Source organism: Bacillus sp. ILBB4 (assembly GCF_035064545.1).
Classification (GTDB): Bacteria; Bacillota; Bacilli; order Bacillales; family Bacillaceae_H; genus Priestia.
Map to the genome: position 1 here is coordinate 458,667 of NZ_JAIQVD010000003.1, position 17,781 is coordinate 476,447.

Genomic DNA, 17,781 nt, shown 5'->3' on the forward strand with positions numbered 1-17,781 from the left:
GTTTTTTAAAGAGAAAGGGAAAAAAAGTGAAACGGAAGATATGAATAGAGGAGAGAGAAAGATGAAAGCAGCAGTGATTTTGAATCCAAACGCAGGAAACAAAAAATTAGTAAATGAAATTGACTTTATATGTGATCGGTTAAACACTGCATTTGAGACGGTTACTTTATATAAAACAGAGCAACCTGGAGATGGTGCCGATCTGGTAAGAAAATTGGAAGGCAAAGCGGATGTCATTATTGGAGCAGGAGGAGACGGGACAATTTATGAGCTCATCAACGCTCTTGCTCCGCTGCAGCAACGTCCTGTATTTGCTATTTTACCTGGAGGAACGTGCAACGACTTTTCGCGTGCAATTGGAATGAATCAAAATCCTTTAAAAGCGGTGGAGCAAATTATAGAAAAGCAGACGGAGGCAGTGGATGTTGGAAAACATGGCGAAGATTATTTTTTAAACTTTTGGGGAATCGGCCTCGTAGCTGATGTATCTGAAAATATTTTAGAAGAAAATAAAGAGAAATTTGGTAAGCTCTCTTATTACATGAGCGTAGGTAGAACTTTAAATCAAGCAGAGCCTTTTCAATTAAAAATGACGAGTGAAAAAGCTTCCTATGAAGGAGAAGCTGTTATGGTGTTAATTGGAAACGGTCCCTTTTTAGGAGGAACTCGCGCTATGCTAGGAAACAGCTCATTTCAAGACGGATTATTAGATGTATTCGTTATTAAAGAAATGGGAATCGAGCCGGTTATGGCATGGTTACAAACAAGCCCTGATGAGGAACAGCTTAACCCTGAAAGCAACCTTATGCATTTTCGTGCAAAAGAAGTTCATATTGAAACTACTCCTGAAAAAACGGTAGATTGTGATGGAGAAAAAGAAACGACGACACCTTCAACGATTACGGTTCTCCACAATCACATAAATATGATAGTCGGAAACAGATAAAAAAACGCTGGAAGTTCCAGCGTTTTTTTTATGAAGACAGCCATCGCGGAGAAGTAAAGAGCATAATCATTATGCTGCTCATCGTAATAACAAGCATGGAGTAGCAAAAAGCAGTAAATCCGATAATATGTAAGCCCACTATCATAATCGTACTGTCTAAGATAAAAATGGTTATTCCTATATTGATTTTCCATTTTTTTGATACAATAATGGCAATTAAATCAAGCCCGTCCGAACTGATGCCGTAGCGAAGCATCAGTCCTATTCCCATTCCTACGAGTGCGCCTCCAAGCAGTGAGCTAAAGAGCAAAGGAAGCTCCAGCGTGCCTTCGAGAATAGACAGCCATTCTGTCATAAAAAAAGAAACAAATAAACCTATACTTCCATAAAAAAAGTTTTGACGATGACGAAAAAAAGCATATAAATAGACAGGTACGTTCAAAAAGAAAATGGACATTCCGATAGGAGTTCCAAACACATAATATACGATAAGACCAAATCCTATAAGTCCACCGTCTAGTAAGTGATACGGAGCAATAAATCCGTTTAGCCCTAGTCCAATTAATAAGCTGCCACAGCAAATCGAAACCACTCTCGAAAAAATATTCCTCACCCTATACGTTAAATTTTAATAGGAGTAATCGTTCATCTATATATATGGCAAGCTTGGGTTATTTAGAAGTAAAAAGAAAATTATGTAAAAAGTATTGATTCTATAACTCTGATATTCTATAGTTAATCTAACTTCGTTTTCACGACAATTTCTTGATTTTTTACGATACTGTTTAACTGTTTGTATTTTTAATATATAAAAAAGTTGTGTTCGGTAAAAAGCATACGATTGTAATAAGTCGATAAAAGCAAGCCGCTATATAAAGGGGTTGATTACGTGTAGGATTCTCTTTCTTTTCAGTCATACTAAAAAGAAAGAGGGATTGTCGTGAAAAATCGTTCCGTAATTTTTTTATGGTTTGGTCAAAGTCAAGCCAATTTAGCAGATGTATTATATATTGTTGCGTTAATCAGCATTCTTTATACTCAAAATAGTTCTCCCGTGCTGCTTTCATGCATTCCGTTTACCATTACGACTGCTAAGTTTTTGAGCAGTTTTACTGTGCCTTTTCTTATAGATCGCTACAGGGCTAAGCGTATTCTTGTTGTGTCTCAGCTGTTAAAAACCAGTGTTTTGTCTATGTTTTTCTTGTGGCATATGTCGCTTATCAGCATGCTGTGCTGCGTGGCGCTTATTGCTTTTTTCGATGGGTGGGCAGCTCCGGTTCAAAGCTCTATGCTTCCTCATTTAGTAGATAAAGAGAAGCTGTTGAAATGGAACAGTATGTTTAATGTCACCGATCAAACGATTCAAATTGCAGCCTATCCGCTTGGAAGCTTTCTGATCATTAGCTGGGATGCTACTGGCCTTTTATGGCTGTCATTTTCATTATTCAGTTTGTCAATCGTATTTATGCAGTCCATTCGCATTAACGCTCATTCTTCTAAAACGAAGCAAAAACAAGGGTTAAAAGAGGGATGGAAGCTAATTTGGCATTATCCGCGCCTGCGGGTTTTATTAGTCATGGAGGTTTTAGAAGGAATGGCTGCCGGCGTTTGGGCATCAGCAATTGTCTACGTGTTTGTGAAAGAGATATTAAATAAAAATGAAGCTTGGTGGGGATATATCAACAGCAGTTTTTTTGTTGGAACGGTTCTTGGAGGTTTCGTTTTGTTGAAGATTTCAGTTGAACAAGAGAAAAGTCTTTGTCATATCGTAACATTAGGCAGTCTTTTATCAGGTTTCTTTACATTATTGTTCGGAGTGATGCCTGCTCCTTTTCTTTCACTTTTACTTAGTTTTGCTATTGGTATTGCCCTTCAAATAAGCGCTACGTGTTCTTACACGCTTACACAAACGGCCGTTCCTTTAGAAAAGCTTTCTAAGGTACTTTCTGCTACGCTTAGCGTTTCATATGTGACGTTTGGGCTTTCGGTGCTGCTGCTTGGAGCTGTTGCTTCGCTAAATGTGACGGCGGCGTTTCTAACAGCAGGAGGACTGATTGTAATCAGCGGCTGTGTAGGTTTATTCTTACGAAATTATGCGCTTGCTAACTAAAAAAGGTTGCTATTTGCAACCTTTTTTAAAACATTGTATTTTCTCTCCTCAACCATAAGCCGTATAAGGTTGTTTGCTTTAAATATCCCTTGTGTAAAAGTAGGGAGCTTTTCACGAAAACGAAAGGAAAAAAAATATGGTTATCGAATTATGTTAAGAGCGTTGAGCTAAAAGGAGTGATTAAATGGTTGTCATTCGACAGGCGGTTGAAACTGATCGAGAGCGACTGGCTACGTTAATGCAAGAATATATAGTAAAATTCTGTGAGCAGCCTGCCCCTTCCCGGAAAGCTTTAACTTTACATATTAAGCGCTTATTGAATAATCCTTCCTATGGTATCCAGTTTGTTGCTGAATTGGAAGGGAAACTAGTAGGTTTTGCGACGGTGTACGTATCGTGGAGCACCTATTATTTTAAAGAAACAGCCATCTTAAAAGACTTGTACGTATCTCCTTTAAACAGAGGAAATAAAATTGGTGAACGTTTGTTTAAGATCTGCCTTGCCTATTCTCAAAAGTATGAGTTTGCAGGTATGACCGCTGAGTGCAGCAGTGAAAATAAAGTTGCTCAAAACCTTTATCAAAAAATGAACGGTAAAGAAAATGCAGGGGTTCAATACCGTTTTTTTTAAGAGAAGTGCAGCTTTTACTTTTAAGACTTCTACTAAATGGCAAAAATATGTTATAGTATGAAAAGTGAAATTGATGAAAATGTCGGTGGGCTATATGTTAGATGATCGTATCAATAGTAGGGGGAAGTTGGACTAGCTGTTTGAAAGGCGGCCATCCTATTTTTAGTATAGCCGCAAGGAAGGAGCAGGACCTTGAAAAAAAATCCAATCTTAAACGCGTGGAAAATAGTAACTGCAACGAGCGGTTTTTTACTTGCGCTGTTTATCTTTAAAGTCCGAAAAGGAAGATAACCATATAAAGAAAGCTCCTCGATTGAGGAGCTTTTTATGATTTAGGAATAGGAAACGTCAAGGGAGTCGCTGTTGATAAAGAATCTCTGTAAGAATGATAGGTGAAATAATGACGTGTTGGACTATAAATAGTCATGTAAAGTAAATAATCATATTTCGTTTCCATATAGAAAAAAACGCCGTCTACGTGGAGTGTATAGAAAGAGTACGACATCCCGAGCAGCGTTTGCTTTTGTACGCTTGTGCTTGGGTTTTCTTTAATCCATTCATACAGTTCAAACGCACTCACTCCTGGTGATGATTGCAGCGTATGTACTTTGTCATATAACTTATCAGATACATCGGAAACCGACTGTTTTAATTGGTGAAATAAGTTGGACATTTGTTCTTTCATTGTGGTGAGCTCCTTTACGGGTAGTCAGCTATTAGCATGCTCAAAGAAATCCACGCTTATGTATAAGTTAGTGGATGGCTGATTTGAATTTGCCGCCATGCGCTTCTTGGGTATCCATAATGGTTGTAAATGCATGCGGATCTATTTCGGAAATAATGGTTTTAAGCTTGGTAATTTCTAAACGCGTCACAACTACGTATATGACTTCTTTTTCTGTACCTTCAAATCCGCCTTTACCGTAAAGCTTTGTAACGCCGCGTCCTAGACGATGTGTAATAGCATCTGACAGCTCTTCGTAGTGATTTGAAACAATAAAGGCTGCTTTTGTTTCATCAAGACCCTGAATAATCGCATCGATTGTTTTAGAAGCAATATAGTACGTAAGGATCGAGTACATGGCCTGTTCCCAACCTAGCACAAACCCTGCCCAAGCAAAAATGAAGATATTTAAAAACATCACAAATTCGCCCACAGAAAACGGGATTTTTTTTGTTAATAAAATACCTAAAATCTCAGTTCCGTCTAACGCTCCGCCGTGACGAATGACCGTTCCTACACCTGCTCCTAACAGTAGCCCGCCAAATACAGTAGCAAGAAGCGGTTCAGATGTTACAGCTGGAACATGGTGCAATTGAGATTCTACAATGGATAAAGCAACAACTGCAAACATAGATGAAAAGCAGAAGTTACGACCAATTTGTTTGTATCCACTATATAAAAAAGGGAGATTAAAGATGATGATAAGAAGACTGAACGGCAATTTCGTTAAGTAAACTAAAATTAGAGAAATACCGATAATACCGCCATCAATTACGGAATTTGGGACTAAAAATAATTCGATAGAAACGGCAGCCAAGGAAGCCCCAATTAACATCATAATGTAACGATAAATGAGCCGACCTGCCTTTTCCTTTTTGTGCTGTTTCGTTGTCATAAAATCTTTCCTTTCAAAATACTGCCTATACGCAACTCTTACTAGTATAACTAAGTCTTGGGAACTCTATCCAATTATCTACTTTAAAAAAGACTAGCCAGAATAAACAAAATCCTGTTAAATTAAACGGTAGACATTTGCTGAAATAAAGGAGCTGTACATATGATAAACGTTTATATTCCAGCGCTTCAAACAAGCGCTGGCGAAAAAGCGGCACGCTATATTGATACATTAACCAAACCGATAGGAAGCCTTGGAAGACTCGAAGAAATAGCAGTGGAATTAGCGGCTATGACCGGGGAAGTTTTTCCGACAGTCACGCCGCCAGGAGTCCTCGTTTTTGCAGGCGATCATGGAATTGTAGAAGAAGGAGTTTCAGCTTATCCGCAAGACGTAACGGCACAAATGGCGCTGAATTTTTTGCAGGGAGGAGCAGCTATTAACGTGTTTAGTCAGCAAATAGATGCACAGTTCAAACTGATTGACATCGGCATTGCTTCTGACCTTTCCCATAAGGACCTTGTACAACGCAAAGTGAAGCTGGGGACAGCAAGTTTTTATAAAGAAGACGCGATGACGCGCAGTGAGGCAGAACTGGCTGTTCAAGTCGGATATGAAGAAGCTGAAGAGCTTATTGCCCAAGGAATTAAATGTTTGATTGCAGGAGAAATGGGCATCGGAAATACTACGTCAAGCACGGCTATTTTAGCTGTATTGACAGGAGAAAAAGTCTCTAAGCTTGCGGGAATGGGCACTGGGATTTCTGATGAACAACTGCGCCACAAAGTGAACGTGATTGAAGAAGCGCTGCAAAACAGGCACATTAACCCTCAGGATCCGATTGATATTATTAGTAAAATAGGGGGTCTTGAAATTGCCGGGATGACAGGTGCTATGCTGGCGGCAGCTGCTCACCGTATTCCTATTTTAGTAGATGGTTTTATTTGTACAGTTGCAGCCCTTCTAGCAACAGAAATCAATACACAAGCAAGAGACTATATGTTTGCTAGTCACGAATCTGTTGAACAAGGCCATGCGTGTGCAATGAAGCTTCTTGGCAAGAAACCGCTCCTCAACCTCAATCTTCGTTTAGGTGAGGGAAGTGGAGCTGCTGTTACATTTCCGCTGCTGCACTCGGCTTCACTGATGATTGCCAATATGGCTACGTTTCAATCTGCTGGAGTGTCTGAGAAAGAATAAACCTAAAAAAGACATGGAAACAAAACCATGTCTTTTTTCTTTATTTTATAAAAAAATCTTATATTTTTAACATCATAAACCAATAAATGCTAAAGCTAGCACCTGTTAAAATAAATGATCCAATAATTAACAATACCAGTGCAACGCGTCGTTTAATCGCTTGAATTTCTCTATCTTTTGGCAAACGTCCCATTGGTCTTCCTCCATTATGTAAATATTTCACGTGTTTTCCTATTTTACTCCGCTTTAAAAAGAGAGAACATATGTCAAAGTTACTAAAAACCAAATTATTTTACAAAAAAATTGTATCCCCTTTAAAGCAGGGCAAAGAATACGTATTTTTTCAGTTAGAAAAGGACTGCTCTAAAGGTTTACTTACATGGCAACAACCTTTATCATATAACTGACTATACTATGATGTTATCCAAAGTTGGAAGAAATCTCAATAAATGTGAGTGTTATAATTACATGATAAGAGTCAGAAAATTTTAAAAAAGAGTGTGAGCAAACAATGAACGGTATGTTGATTATTCGGAACGGTGCTCCTTTTTATGAAGGAGCTTCCGTGCCTATTCCAAAAGATAAAGCCTGTATTATCGGACGAAGCAGTGAAGAATGGGAGCCTTATCTGGCCTTTCAAAGTGCTTACATTTCGCGCAAGCATTTTGAAGTAACGTACGAAAGCAATGCCTTTTTCATTACAGACTTGTTTAGTAAACACGGGACAAAAGTAAACGGAGAAGAGTTACAGCCTGGAACCCCTCGTTCATTGAAAGAGCAGGATGTCATTACCTTAGCAAATGAAGAGGCAGCTTTAGTATTTAGAAATGATGATATGGATGCAACCCTCGATTTAGGACCTTTGCTAAAACAAATAAATAAGCCATTTTACACATTAGATCCAATTTTGCAGAAAGTAAAAATAAAAGAGGAAACGTATATTCTGTCAGATAAAGAATACGCGTGCTTAGCTTATCTTCTAGAATACAACAATCAATTTGTTTCAAAAGAAGCATTAAAAAAAAGCGTTTGGCCTGAACGAGTAGAGTCAAATGGAGAAATTCTAGTAGCAGCGGAAGAGCTGAATGCGCTGATTTACCGGGTTCGAAAAAAAATAGGAACATATTTAGAAATCGAAGTGATTCGAGGAAAAGGATATTGGCTGCACTTTAACGAAAATGGACGTGAATAGAATCACGTCCATTTTTTAATCTCGTTTTACAGCATGTACACGTATATGTTTAGCTTCTGCTAGCCAAGATCCATTTTGAAATAGTTTATCTTGCATTCGATTTTCTAAGCGCGTAATGAGGACATTTTTAGTTTCTGTCGTCACGTGAGCAAAAAGAGGGGCTGCATTTGTTTCCAGCCAATTACGCAAGCCGTTTTCCCCTTTTAACAAGAAGGGACGGCTGTAGTGAATAGCCGTGGTGACTTGAAAATTCTGTGATTCCAAAAGAGAAGAATATTCAGCTACAGAAGGAAAGTACCATGGGAAATCTACATCGTTATAAGGGATATCAAACGTTTTAAATTGACGAATGATTTCTGTGAAAATTTCGTCCATGTTTCCTTTTCCCCAAAATTCTGCTACAAATCGGCCATTTGGTTTTAAAGCATTGTAAATGTTTTTAATGACAAGGTGAGGGGGACGGATGTCGTGTAAAGTTGCATTTGAAAAAACTGCGTCAAATTGTTCATAATAAGGAAGGTTAAGGGCATTTAACTGTTCAAAGGATAAAGTTGGGTACTGATGACGAGCCTGTTCAATCATATTTTCAGAGCAATCGATGCCCGTTGCACGGACATGAAGCTTATTGAGCTGCGAAATAAATTCGCCAGTGCCGCAGCCAATATCTAAAATATGTTCGCCAGCTTGAGGAGAAAGAAGGTTCATAGCACTTCCTCCAAATGAAGAAACAAACGGAAGATGATACACTTGAGCAATTTTTTGTTGATTAACAGTTTGACTCATGAAGTGATTCCTCCTTTGTAAAAGATGATGACTATCGTTTTATAAGAAGAAACAAGCTTTGAATAGTAGATATGAAGTTATTGATAGAATTATACCATATATCTCACTTATTATGCCGAAAACTGCAAAGAAAAAGCGCACCAAACTTCTAGCTTGGGCGCTTACAAGCACGAACTATTTTATTAACCGAACTGAACAAATAGAGGAAGATCTGTATGACCCATCTCACGTACGTAGACGTATAAATTTCCTTTATGATGAATTTCATGGTCGATGGCCATTTGTAAGAGTTGACTTCCGGGAAGCTTTCTTCCAAACGCTGCAGTGGTGTCAATTGTTTTGTTTAAATCATCTTCGCTAAGTGAACGTAATACGTCTACTGTTTTTTGCGTATATTCAGCTGCAAGGTCCGATAATGATTTACCGCTAAAATCAGCTTTTTGACCAAGTGGAGATAAATCACCGGATTTTACCACTGCTGCAAATGCATAAAAAGATGTTAAAATATGCGTAGATAAGTCAAAAGCGGACATAGATGTCGGGGCAGGCTTGTATTCGTAGTGACCTGCTTCAATTTTGTTGATTAATTCATTAGTTACGTTTCGATGTGCTAAAAAGTGATGAGTAATTTGTTCAACTGTCATGATGAAAGGCTCCTTTATTATGTATTTCGCTTCTGAGTATAGCATCTGAAACTCAGAAAGCGAAGAAAAAACTTTAACAAAAAGAAAAACAGCTGCATGTGAGCAGCTGCTTTTCTTTTTATTAGAAATTACGTTGTTTTAACTCTTCAAGTAATAACTCCATACCTTCGCGGCTTAAAGTTAATTTGCCATCTGCGATTGTTACGTTGTCAGAAGATACTTCGCCAGTAATCGCACAAGCACCGTTCGGCTCATATTTCTTTAAAATAATTCGATCTGTTTCGACAAAAATTTCAACAGGATCTTTTACATCTATTTCAAGAACACGTCTTAACTCTTTAGGAATTACGATACGACCTAAATCATCTACTTTTCTTACAATACCAGTCGATTTCATTTTTTAATCACCTTTACTTTTATATTTTATTGAGTACGCAAAATATTATTTTTGGAATTTCTAAGATGATTATATACTAGATAACCGCTAAATTTGTCGAAGTTATTAATATGTAAATGAACTGTAATATTATTGAAATATTATCTGTAAATACAAATCCTCCTACAATATGGAATATGTAGGGCTCTTTGTATGATATAGGAGATGCAGGAATTAATTACATTTGACATACAATTTTTTTTATGTTTATGCAGCAGCCTGGGGGTAGGCTACATGTAAGCCTGGAAGCAAACAAGTTGAAAAAATGAAGAAAATATGATTAAATTTAAAAAGTAACTTGCTCAAAATAATTAAATCGTAATGATTACGTATTTCAAATAAAAAATTGATAAAACGAAAGGATGACAAAGAGTTTGGCTAAAAAATCAAAAGTTGTGAAAGAAAAAAAGCGTCAAGAGATGGTAGCGAGATATGCGCAATTACGCCAAGAGCTGAAGGAAAAAGGAGATTACGAAGCGTTAAAAAAATTACCTAGAGATTCTTCACCAACCCGCTTAAATAATCGCTGCCGTGTTACCGGTCGTCCGCGAGGCTATCTTAGAAAATTTGAAATGTCACGCATCGCTTTTAGGGAATTGGCCTACAAAGGACAAATTCCAGGTGTTAAAAAAGCAAGCTGGTAGTATAAAAGCCCTCATTATGAGGGCTTTTATTATTTATTAGCTGCAAAATATCGAGCAATTCCTTGGTAAATACCTGTAGATATTTGCTGCTGATACGCGTTAGAAGAAACAATTTGCTCATCGTGAGCATTTGATAAAAAGCCTAGTTCAAGAAGCACAGCACGCTGGTTGTTTTCTCGAGTAACATAATAATCTCCAAAACGAACCCCCATATCCTTCATAGAAGGCGCGTTTTCAGCCATGCTTTCTTGAATGTATTTTGCTAATTCTTTATCTTTGGCTTCACTGTAATAAAATGATGCGATGCCGTTTGCAGAAGATGAAGTAGAAGCGTTATAGTGAATGCTGATAAATGCATCTGCATGCTTTGCTTCACTAACGTTCACTCGTCCGCTTAGTGAGATAAAAGTATCGTTTGAACGCGTCATAAATACATTTGCTCCAGAATTAGCTAGGCGGCTTGCCACAAGTTTTGCTGTTGTTAACGCTAAATTTTTCTCAATCGATGACTTGCCTGAAGTGCCAGGATCATATCCGCCGTGCCCAGCGTCTACTACAATAATTTTATCTTTTAAAGCAGCAGATGAGGAAGGGAAACTAGCTGAAGTTGTAGAACCAGCCGCAGCTGTTAACCCTTTTGACACCCATGCTGTTTGACTTGCAGAGTACTGAATTTGCACCCAGTCATTCGTTTCGCCTACTTTTTTGAATCGTTCACCTGCTTTTGCTACACGAATGATTCCCGCACTTAAGCTCGGCTGACTGCGCAAATTTGAAGCTTTTGTAATTTGAATCGACAGGGCTGGTTGTGAAGACTGTCCAGAATCAGCTTTTAAATACTGACTCGCCACCCAGCCGGTTTGGCCCGATGCCGTTTTAACCTGCGACCAAGATCCGCTTTCTTTTACCACCGTTACTTTTGAATTGCGCGATAAGCTCGTCACGATGGACGCGCCTGTGCTTGCAGAAGAACGAACGTTTAATGAGCTCGCGTTAACGACCGCTGAGTGTGATGATGTGGACCCAGAATCTTTAGCTGGCGCAGAAGAAGCAGAGCCTGCTTGTAAGTACTGACTCGCCACCCAGCCGGTTTGACCCGATGCCGTTTTAATCTGCGACCAAGATCCGCTTACTTTTACCACTGTTACTTTTGAATTGCGCGGTAAGTTTGTCACGATGGATGCGCTTGTGCTTGCAGAAGAACGAACGTTTAATGAGCTCGCATTAACGACCGCTGACTTCGATGTCGAATTTGCGGTAGACGTACTGTTTGTTTGCGTTTTATTTATGTATTGAGATGAAATCCAAGCTTCTTTACCGTTATAGGTAATTTTAGCCCATCCTTTGCTTTCATCTACTATATCAACGGTGTTCCCCTTCGTTATTTTTCCAACGATAGCACCGCTTGTACTAGGCGTTGCACGTACATTTAACGATGTAGCAGTTACTTTGGCCGATTCAGCTGCATCTGCATCAATTGAGTGCAAAAGCAATGAAGAGCTTAAAAGAACAGAAGAAACGGCTGTGTACATGACATGTTTTTTACTCATTTTTTCCTCCTTGCAAATTACAAATTTCAACATAAGGTTATTGGTATACAAAGCATATATCGGCAAATAGTCCAAAATTTTGAGTGAAATCTACTATTATCTCATAATACCGATATTATCCATCATACTATATGTCGAAATTCAATTGTATAATGAATTTGAACTATCTGCCATCCTTACCTATAAAATTTTACATTAATGTAAAATATAATTATGTTAAAGGTGGAATATAGAGATATTAAAAGCATTTAGTCCTTTGTTTATCGACATTTTGAGGACGTGTTTTATACTAGAAAAAATGTAAAATAGTATAAAGCAGCCGGATGTGAATAGGATAGAGGAGAGATAGCAGATAAAATCGTATCTATCTTTTAGAGGAGGAAACATCCACAATTATGAAACATTTAGAATAAAAATAACAAAAATATATAAAATAATAAAAAGCCTGTCTATATTGCTGTAAAGCTCGTAGCATAAACTAAAAGTAAATAGTTAGAAAATTCTTTCTTTTTATTTTGAAACATGATACAGTATAAAAAAGTGAAAGGGTGGAAACTGATATGCGAAAGATTGTTCAGTATGAAACAAAGTGGTCGCTTTTGTATCAAATGGAAAAAGAAGCGTTGCTTAATACACTAAAAGACTTTTCAGTAGACATCGAACATATTGGAAGCACGTCCGTTCCAGGATTGGCAGGTTCACCAATCGTTGATATTTTAATCGGAGTCAAACGCGAAGAAGACATAAATGAAGTGCGGGCTATATTAAAAAATAAATCTCACGTATATGTAGGGGAAAAAGAGATGTTTGTCTTATTAAAAGAAGGCGTTCCAGCTGCACACTATCCTCCAATTATGACAGCTAAAAATGCCCGTAGGCTCATTCCACATGATGCTAGAAGAAGTCATGTGTATGTAACGGTCAGTGAATCTCCTTACTGGAACGAACGAATTAATTTCAGGGAGCAGTTACGCTCGAGCGAACGTGCTAGAAAAAAATATGAAGGTATGAAATACGAGCTTTCAAAACGATTGTGGAACGATATTTCTACCTATGAGTACAAAAAAGAAGAATTCATTCAGCGCAGTCTATAAAAAACGTCATTTCAATTGAAATGACGTTTTTTAATTAATTATCTTGTAAAACAATGATCTCAAGCTTGTCAGCAGTATTTACTGCGAGAACCGTATAGTTTTTACCGCTTTGAAGATTTGTTCTAGGAAGACTTAGTATTTCTTTTCCATCTGCTGTGGAAACAGATAGATCATACGAACCCGGATTTACTACTTGATAACCTGAAATGCTTTTAAAAGACAGATCTTTAAATAAAGGAGCAGCACCTTTAGGACCTACGTTTACCGCAGGAGCATCAGGAGATAAATGAGCAACACGTAAGCTTGCTTTTCCATCCATTCCTTGCTTATTATTCGTGAAAGCCTGTAGTTCAAGATTTTCCGCTTTATTTACAGCGGCCACTGTATACGATTTTCCACCGTCTACAACAAGGGTAGCTTCGATGATGGAATCTTTTGTTCCTTTTGTCTTCGTTTCGTATACTTCTACTTTATGAGAACCGGCTGACAAAGGCAAGGAGTTGGAGACATCTTTAAACTTTGCTCCTTCTACTATAGCTTTGTCATCCACAAAAATGTCTATAGCCGGAGCATCCGGTGAAGCATGAACGATGCGAACTTCTGCATTTTGAGCTGTTCGCTCATCTGCAGCAGGAGGTGTTTCAGCAGCAAATACTAACATGCGGCTAAGTGCCAAGAAGGCAATCACTGCTGCCATTACGAATAGTCGTTTCATCAAGTATCACTCCTTTTTTATTATACACAGCTTTATGTAAATAGAAGGACTGTGCAGTTGTTAGCGTACACTAAATAAAATCAACTATTCGTTTGTTTGTTAACTTTTGATATGTTTACTGAGATTTCTGACGAAAAAATCGAAGAATAGCCAAAATATTGTACAGAGCTGTTAAGAGCCATGTCAATAAAAAGCCTAGGCCAAGCCCAATATTGGCATCTATATACGTATGCGTGAAGTCGTCATATACGACGTAGGAAAGAGGAGCAATCGACAGTAAAAATAGAAGAAAAAACAAAAGCTTTTTCCATCTGTTTAAAGTGAAGGTTAAATAAAAGAAAAGGAAAGCGGCGAACAATAGAAGACCGTCTCGAATAGCCCAAGGCAAAACGCCGATATGTGGATTAGCGAGAAGAAAAGTCGGGACAATCGAAAGGAGGAAAAGGAGAGAAAGTAAAGTTACGTGAAGTGTGTGCTTTTTTGTAAAAGCCGGCACCAATAAAAACGCTGCGGTTGCACTTAAAAGAAAATTACAAATTAAAATAAACTCCATATCAACACCTCATTTATTGAGTATTACTTTTAGTCTATTCAGCACGCTGTTAAAGTAGATAAAAAAGCTGCGATGTTCATCGCAGCTTTTGGTTATTCGAATTTAAATCCTTGTTTTTCAAGCATCGCTCGAACTTCTGGATAATAAATGGTTTTGTAAATAGCTGATACAGTTTGTGACCAGTTGCGGTCATCAGCACCGTTTGTTCTCTTTTTCATATACTCTGCCATTTCAGCATCATAGTCTTGAATCAATGACTTCAAGTCGTGATTATAGCTTTCACGATGGTGCACAGCAGCTTGTGGCAATCGAGGCTTTTTCGCAGAATGATCTGACGGATGCCCAACCACAAGACCGCTTACTGGGAATACGTATTCCGGTAAATCGAGCAGTTCAATGACTTCTAGCGGCTTTCTGCGAATTCCTCCGATTGGGACTGTACCTAAACCGAGTGATTCTGCTGCAACTGTTGCGGCTTCTAAAGAAATTCCAGCATCAGTTGCCCCGACTAAAATTGATTCAAGCCCATCGGTTACGCCAAGAGGGGCATCGTTAAGCTCAGCTGCAATCTTAGCACGATTAAAATCTGCACAAAAGATTAAAAATAGAGGAGCTTGGTCAATCCACGCTTGGTTGCCGGCAAGCTCTGAAAGTTTTTTCTTCTTTTCTTTATCTTGGACGCTAATAATAGTTACTTGCTGTCCATTAATAGAAGAAGCGGCTGACTGAGCAGATTGAATAATCTTATCTAAATGTTCGTCACTTACTGCTTCGTCTGTATACTGACGGATAGAACGATGATCTTGAATTATACGAATTGCTTCATTCATGATGCGTCATCCTTTCAAAGAAGTTATGATTAACCTTGTAATGTTTTTACATCTAAAGGTGCTACAAGTACGCCAGTTTGAGCAAATACTACAAAACTTTGGAAGTGAGCTGATTTATTGTGTGCTTGAATTGCTTCTTCGCTTTTCCACTCTTCAATCATCATAAATGTGTTAGGTGTAAAAGCATCTTCAAATAGTTGATAGTTGCTGTTTCCTTCTTCTTGTAAAGAATGCTTAATTAGTTCTTGTACGTTTTCTAAAAATTCTTCTCTTTTTGCTGGGTTAACTTTCATTGAAGCTTGTAAATGAATCATGGGTGATTCCTCCTTTAATAATGATGGTGCTTTATATTATTTGTTTTGTTTTTAATCTTTCATTCAATTTACGATTAAAATGAAGATAAGTTCGAATATCATCGAACAATGAAACTATAACACCGATTAAATAACAGTGCAAGGAATTTAGTTCGAAAGTTATCGAACATTGATACACAAAAGAAGCTGTGTTATATTTTAAGCATGAGAAAACCTTATCAACCACCGAAATCTGAAATTAAATTAACGCCTATTTTACATGCGTTGAGTGATCCTAACCGGCTGCGAATTGTACAGTGTTTAGTGACAAGAAAGGAGCAGACCTGTTCGTATTATCAAAAATTAAATGTATCAAAATCAACGCTATCACATCATATTAAAGTACTTCGCGAAGCTGGAATTATCAAACTACGTATAGAAGGTACGCAGCACTATTATTCCTTGCGTTTAGAAGAACTTGAGGAATTGTTCCCAGGTCTGCTTCCTTCCATTATAAATATAGATGAGCAATTATTTTAAAAGCTGAACGATGTTTTGTTCAGCTTTTTTGTTCAAAATAAATGTGTGCATGCAGGCTGCACCCGGGATTAAAAGAAGAACGACAGTGAGGGCAAGTCGAGTTACAGGTTAAGTATTCATTAATTGATAGCTCATGTTTACATACTCCGCAAAGAATAGCTTTTTTATTAAACATAGCTTTTGGCCACCTTTTAATATCATGATCAGCATGTCCGTTATGACATTGATAGCATGGATAATATGTATTACAGCAATAAAATTTTATTGCGATAATATCTTTAGCTGTATGATAGTGCGTACAGCGCGTTTCGGAATCCACCGTATCACCTTTTACTGCAGGTACAGATTTGTTCATTATCATCACTCCCTATGAAAAGTATAGCATGCTTTTATACGCCTTATCATACATATGTAAAAAGAAAAATGCTATAATAAAACCATCGTTTTACATGTCAGATTGCATGCTAAAAAGATCAGATAAAAATTGATGTCAAAACAGATCGATTAAGTGAAGTAAAGAGAGGAAGAAAAAATGAGTAAGCAAGTTATCGTTTTTACCGGAGGCGGAACAGCTGGACACGTAACACCAAACATTGCCATTATGAAAGAATTAGACAGTGAAAAATGGGATATCCATTATGTCGGTTCTCACAATGGTATTGAGAAAGAATTAATTACAAAATTAAACGTTCCATATCATGCGATTTCAAGCGGGAAGCTGCGTCGATACGTAGATATGGAAAATGTAAAAGATGTATTTCGAGTAGCAAAAGGAGTTGGCGATGCACGTCGCGTGCTGAAAAAGTTAAAGCCTTCTCTTGTGTTTTCAAAAGGCGGTTTTGTCACAGTTCCTGTTGTAATGGCTGCTAAATCGCTAAACATTCCCGTGTTCATTCATGAAAGTGATTTAACACCGGGACTGGCAAATAAAATTGCGCAGAAATTTGCCACTAAAATTTTCACTTCTTTTGATGAAGCGGCAAACTATTTTCCAAAAGAAAAAGTGCAGGTTGTTGGTTCACCTATTCGAAAAGAATTATTTAGCGGAAGCGCAGCGAACGGGGAAAGCTGGCTTCGCTTTTATGATAAGCGCCCAATTTTAACCATTATGGGCGGAAGTTTAGGAGCACGTCGCATCAATGAAATTGTTCGAGAGTCCTTGCCTGAACTGCAAAAGAAATTTCAAATTGTACACCTGTGCGGAAAAGGCAATGTTGATACAAGCCTTGAAAAAGAGTCGGGCTACCGTCAGTTAGAATATGTAAATGAACAGCTTCCAGATGTTCTAGCGGCCACTGATTATGTGATTACACGCGGCGGATCAAATGCTATCTTTGAGTTTTTAGCCCTTCATAAACCGATGATGATTATTCCTTTGTCAAAAACACAAAGTCGCGGAGATCAAATTTTAAATGCACAGTCCTTTAAGAAAAAAGGCTACTGTATGGTCGTGGAAGAAGAACAGTTAACAAAAGAAGTGTTTTTGCGTGAAGTGAATGAGCTTCAGCAGCAGGCAAGTACGATGAAGCGTACAATGCGTGAAGCAACAAAAACGGATGCCATTTCAATTCTTGTAAATGAAATTGAGAAAATGAGCTAAAAAAAGGCTGGGACAAACGTACTTTAGCCGAAGTGAAAAACGAACCATTGATCAAGGTGTTTGATTAGTGGTTCGTTTTTTTTTGTTAAAGTGAACGTAGGTTTCACCTGTTCAGATCCTTCTAGCAGTTGATTGGAGGGCAAGAAGAAGACTCCTGCGGGAAAAGCGACGAGGAGGCTCAGCGGCCGCCCGCGGAAAGCGAAGTCTTGCACAGAAATCAACTGCGGTGTCACAAGCGGTTCAGCTCATAGGTTTCACCTGTTCATCTTTAGATGGGCTACATTCAGTCACAACCTTTTTTTCTTCGAATCTATTATTTTAAAATAATGAATATACATAGAAAAATAAAGCTTTTAAAATTTCAAAAAATGTTGTTGACAGTAAATTTTAACAGGAGTAAG

The 17,781-nt window shown here is 37.9% G+C and carries 22 protein-coding genes; 9 read left to right on the plus strand and 13 right to left on the minus strand.

Annotated features, from left to right (window positions below; genetic code table 11):
* Window positions 1-61: 61 nt before the first annotated feature.
* Window positions 62-946, plus strand: a complete 885-nt coding sequence (locus LAV82_RS14540) for a diacylglycerol/lipid kinase family protein (protein WP_025751162.1) — start codon at window positions 62-64, stop codon at window positions 944-946.
* A gap of 28 nt (window positions 947-974) precedes the next feature.
* Here LAV82_RS14540 and LAV82_RS14545 read toward each other — a convergent pair whose 3' ends face one another.
* Entirely contained in the window at window positions 975-1,538 is a 564-nt protein-coding gene (locus LAV82_RS14545; RefSeq protein ID WP_029322703.1) for a YitT family protein, read from the minus strand.
* Window positions 1,539-1,886: 348 nt separating this feature from the next.
* On the opposite strand from LAV82_RS14545, the gene LAV82_RS14550 reads away from it, so the two are divergent.
* Window positions 1,887-3,056: an MFS transporter gene (locus tag LAV82_RS14550; RefSeq protein ID WP_499716321.1), complete on the plus strand. Its 1,170-nt coding sequence runs from the start codon at window positions 1,887-1,889 to the stop codon at window positions 3,054-3,056.
* Window positions 3,057-3,240: 184 nt separating this feature from the next.
* Window positions 3,241-3,687, plus strand: coding sequence for a GNAT family N-acetyltransferase (locus LAV82_RS14555; protein WP_013057744.1), 447 nt, complete (start codon window positions 3,241-3,243; stop codon window positions 3,685-3,687).
* A gap of 325 nt (window positions 3,688-4,012) precedes the next feature.
* On the opposite strand, the gene LAV82_RS14560 is transcribed toward LAV82_RS14555, so the two are convergent.
* Window positions 4,013-4,372, minus strand: a complete 360-nt coding sequence (locus LAV82_RS14560; protein ID WP_499716322.1) for a hypothetical protein — start codon at window positions 4,370-4,372, stop codon at window positions 4,013-4,015.
* Between the two features lie 67 nt (window positions 4,373-4,439).
* Complete coding sequence (locus tag LAV82_RS14565) at window positions 4,440-5,306, minus strand: YitT family protein (protein ID WP_013057742.1); 867 nt, start codon at window positions 5,304-5,306, stop codon at window positions 4,440-4,442.
* Window positions 5,307-5,468: 162 nt separating this feature from the next.
* Between LAV82_RS14565 and cobT the strand changes: the two genes are divergently transcribed.
* Window positions 5,469-6,506 (plus strand): nicotinate-nucleotide--dimethylbenzimidazole phosphoribosyltransferase, encoded by a 1,038-nt coding sequence (gene cobT / locus LAV82_RS14570; protein WP_211077897.1) that lies wholly within the window; start codon window positions 5,469-5,471, stop codon window positions 6,504-6,506.
* Window positions 6,507-6,564: 58 nt separating this feature from the next.
* Here the strand turns inward: cobT and LAV82_RS14575 are convergent, their stop codons facing one another.
* Window positions 6,565-6,699, minus strand: a complete 135-nt coding sequence (locus LAV82_RS14575; RefSeq protein WP_013057740.1) for a hypothetical protein — start codon at window positions 6,697-6,699, stop codon at window positions 6,565-6,567.
* Window positions 6,700-7,017: 318 nt separating this feature from the next.
* Between LAV82_RS14575 and LAV82_RS14580 the strand changes: the two genes are divergently transcribed.
* Window positions 7,018-7,698 (plus strand): FHA domain-containing protein, encoded by a 681-nt coding sequence (locus LAV82_RS14580; RefSeq protein WP_211077898.1) that lies wholly within the window; start codon window positions 7,018-7,020, stop codon window positions 7,696-7,698.
* Window positions 7,699-7,713: 15 nt separating this feature from the next.
* Here LAV82_RS14580 and LAV82_RS14585 read toward each other — a convergent pair whose 3' ends face one another.
* The 3 genes from LAV82_RS14585 to LAV82_RS14595 all read right to left on the minus strand — a co-directional run bounded on the left by LAV82_RS14585 (window position 7,714) and on the right by LAV82_RS14595 (window position 9,522).
* Window positions 7,714-8,481: a class I SAM-dependent methyltransferase gene (locus LAV82_RS14585; RefSeq protein WP_013057738.1), complete on the minus strand. Its 768-nt coding sequence runs from the start codon at window positions 8,479-8,481 to the stop codon at window positions 7,714-7,716.
* A 182-nt stretch (window positions 8,482-8,663) separates the two neighbouring features.
* Window positions 8,664-9,125, minus strand: a complete 462-nt coding sequence (locus tag LAV82_RS14590; RefSeq protein ID WP_211077900.1) for a DinB family protein — start codon at window positions 9,123-9,125, stop codon at window positions 8,664-8,666.
* A 121-nt stretch (window positions 9,126-9,246) separates the two neighbouring features.
* A complete protein-coding gene (locus LAV82_RS14595) occupies window positions 9,247-9,522 on the minus strand; it encodes an AbrB/MazE/SpoVT family DNA-binding domain-containing protein (protein ID WP_013057736.1) in 276 nt (91 codons plus the stop codon).
* 413 nt (window positions 9,523-9,935) lie between these two features.
* Here LAV82_RS14595 and rpsN point away from each other — a divergent pair, with 413 nt between their 5' ends.
* Window positions 9,936-10,205 carry a 30S ribosomal protein S14 gene (rpsN, locus tag LAV82_RS14600; protein WP_211077902.1) on the plus strand — a complete coding sequence of 90 codons (270 nt, stop codon included), beginning with the start codon at window positions 9,936-9,938 and terminating at the stop codon, window positions 10,203-10,205.
* Window positions 10,206-10,234: 29 nt separating this feature from the next.
* On the opposite strand, the gene LAV82_RS14605 is transcribed toward rpsN, so the two are convergent.
* A complete protein-coding gene (locus LAV82_RS14605) occupies window positions 10,235-11,755 on the minus strand; it encodes an N-acetylmuramoyl-L-alanine amidase family protein (RefSeq protein ID WP_499716323.1) in 1,521 nt (506 codons plus the stop codon).
* 560 nt (window positions 11,756-12,315) lie between these two features.
* On the opposite strand from LAV82_RS14605, the gene LAV82_RS14610 reads away from it, so the two are divergent.
* The gene (locus tag LAV82_RS14610; protein ID WP_064471844.1) at window positions 12,316-12,849 is read left to right on the plus strand and encodes a GrpB family protein; all 534 of its coding nucleotides are present in this window, start codon (window positions 12,316-12,318) and stop codon (window positions 12,847-12,849) included.
* 34 nt (window positions 12,850-12,883) lie between these two features.
* Here LAV82_RS14610 and LAV82_RS14615 read toward each other — a convergent pair whose 3' ends face one another.
* From LAV82_RS14615 to LAV82_RS14630, 4 genes are all read right to left on the minus strand, one after another.
* The gene (locus LAV82_RS14615; protein WP_499716324.1) at window positions 12,884-13,564 is read right to left on the minus strand and encodes a DUF4397 domain-containing protein; all 681 of its coding nucleotides are present in this window, start codon (window positions 13,562-13,564) and stop codon (window positions 12,884-12,886) included.
* Window positions 13,565-13,679: 115 nt separating this feature from the next.
* Window positions 13,680-14,117 carry a hypothetical protein gene (locus LAV82_RS14620; RefSeq protein ID WP_013057731.1) on the minus strand — a complete coding sequence of 146 codons (438 nt, stop codon included), beginning with the start codon at window positions 14,115-14,117 and terminating at the stop codon, window positions 13,680-13,682.
* A gap of 92 nt (window positions 14,118-14,209) precedes the next feature.
* Entirely contained in the window at window positions 14,210-14,947 is a 738-nt protein-coding gene (nfsA, locus tag LAV82_RS14625; protein ID WP_499716326.1) for an oxygen-insensitive NADPH nitroreductase, read from the minus strand.
* A gap of 29 nt (window positions 14,948-14,976) precedes the next feature.
* Window positions 14,977-15,261, minus strand: a complete 285-nt coding sequence (locus LAV82_RS14630) for a putative quinol monooxygenase (protein ID WP_211077906.1) — start codon at window positions 15,259-15,261, stop codon at window positions 14,977-14,979.
* Window positions 15,262-15,465: 204 nt separating this feature from the next.
* Here LAV82_RS14630 and LAV82_RS14635 point away from each other — a divergent pair, with 204 nt between their 5' ends.
* On the plus strand, window positions 15,466-15,780 hold the full coding sequence (locus tag LAV82_RS14635; protein WP_499716327.1) for an ArsR/SmtB family transcription factor: 315 nt from the start codon (window positions 15,466-15,468) through the stop codon (window positions 15,778-15,780).
* A 19-nt stretch (window positions 15,781-15,799) separates the two neighbouring features.
* On the opposite strand, the gene LAV82_RS14640 is transcribed toward LAV82_RS14635, so the two are convergent.
* Window positions 15,800-16,135, minus strand: coding sequence for a CHY zinc finger protein (locus tag LAV82_RS14640; protein ID WP_029322681.1), 336 nt, complete (start codon window positions 16,133-16,135; stop codon window positions 15,800-15,802).
* 177 nt (window positions 16,136-16,312) lie between these two features.
* Here LAV82_RS14640 and murG point away from each other — a divergent pair, with 177 nt between their 5' ends.
* Complete coding sequence (gene murG, locus LAV82_RS14645) at window positions 16,313-17,380, plus strand: undecaprenyldiphospho-muramoylpentapeptide beta-N-acetylglucosaminyltransferase (protein ID WP_499716328.1); 1,068 nt, start codon at window positions 16,313-16,315, stop codon at window positions 17,378-17,380.
* Window positions 17,381-17,781: the final 401 nt, after the last annotated feature.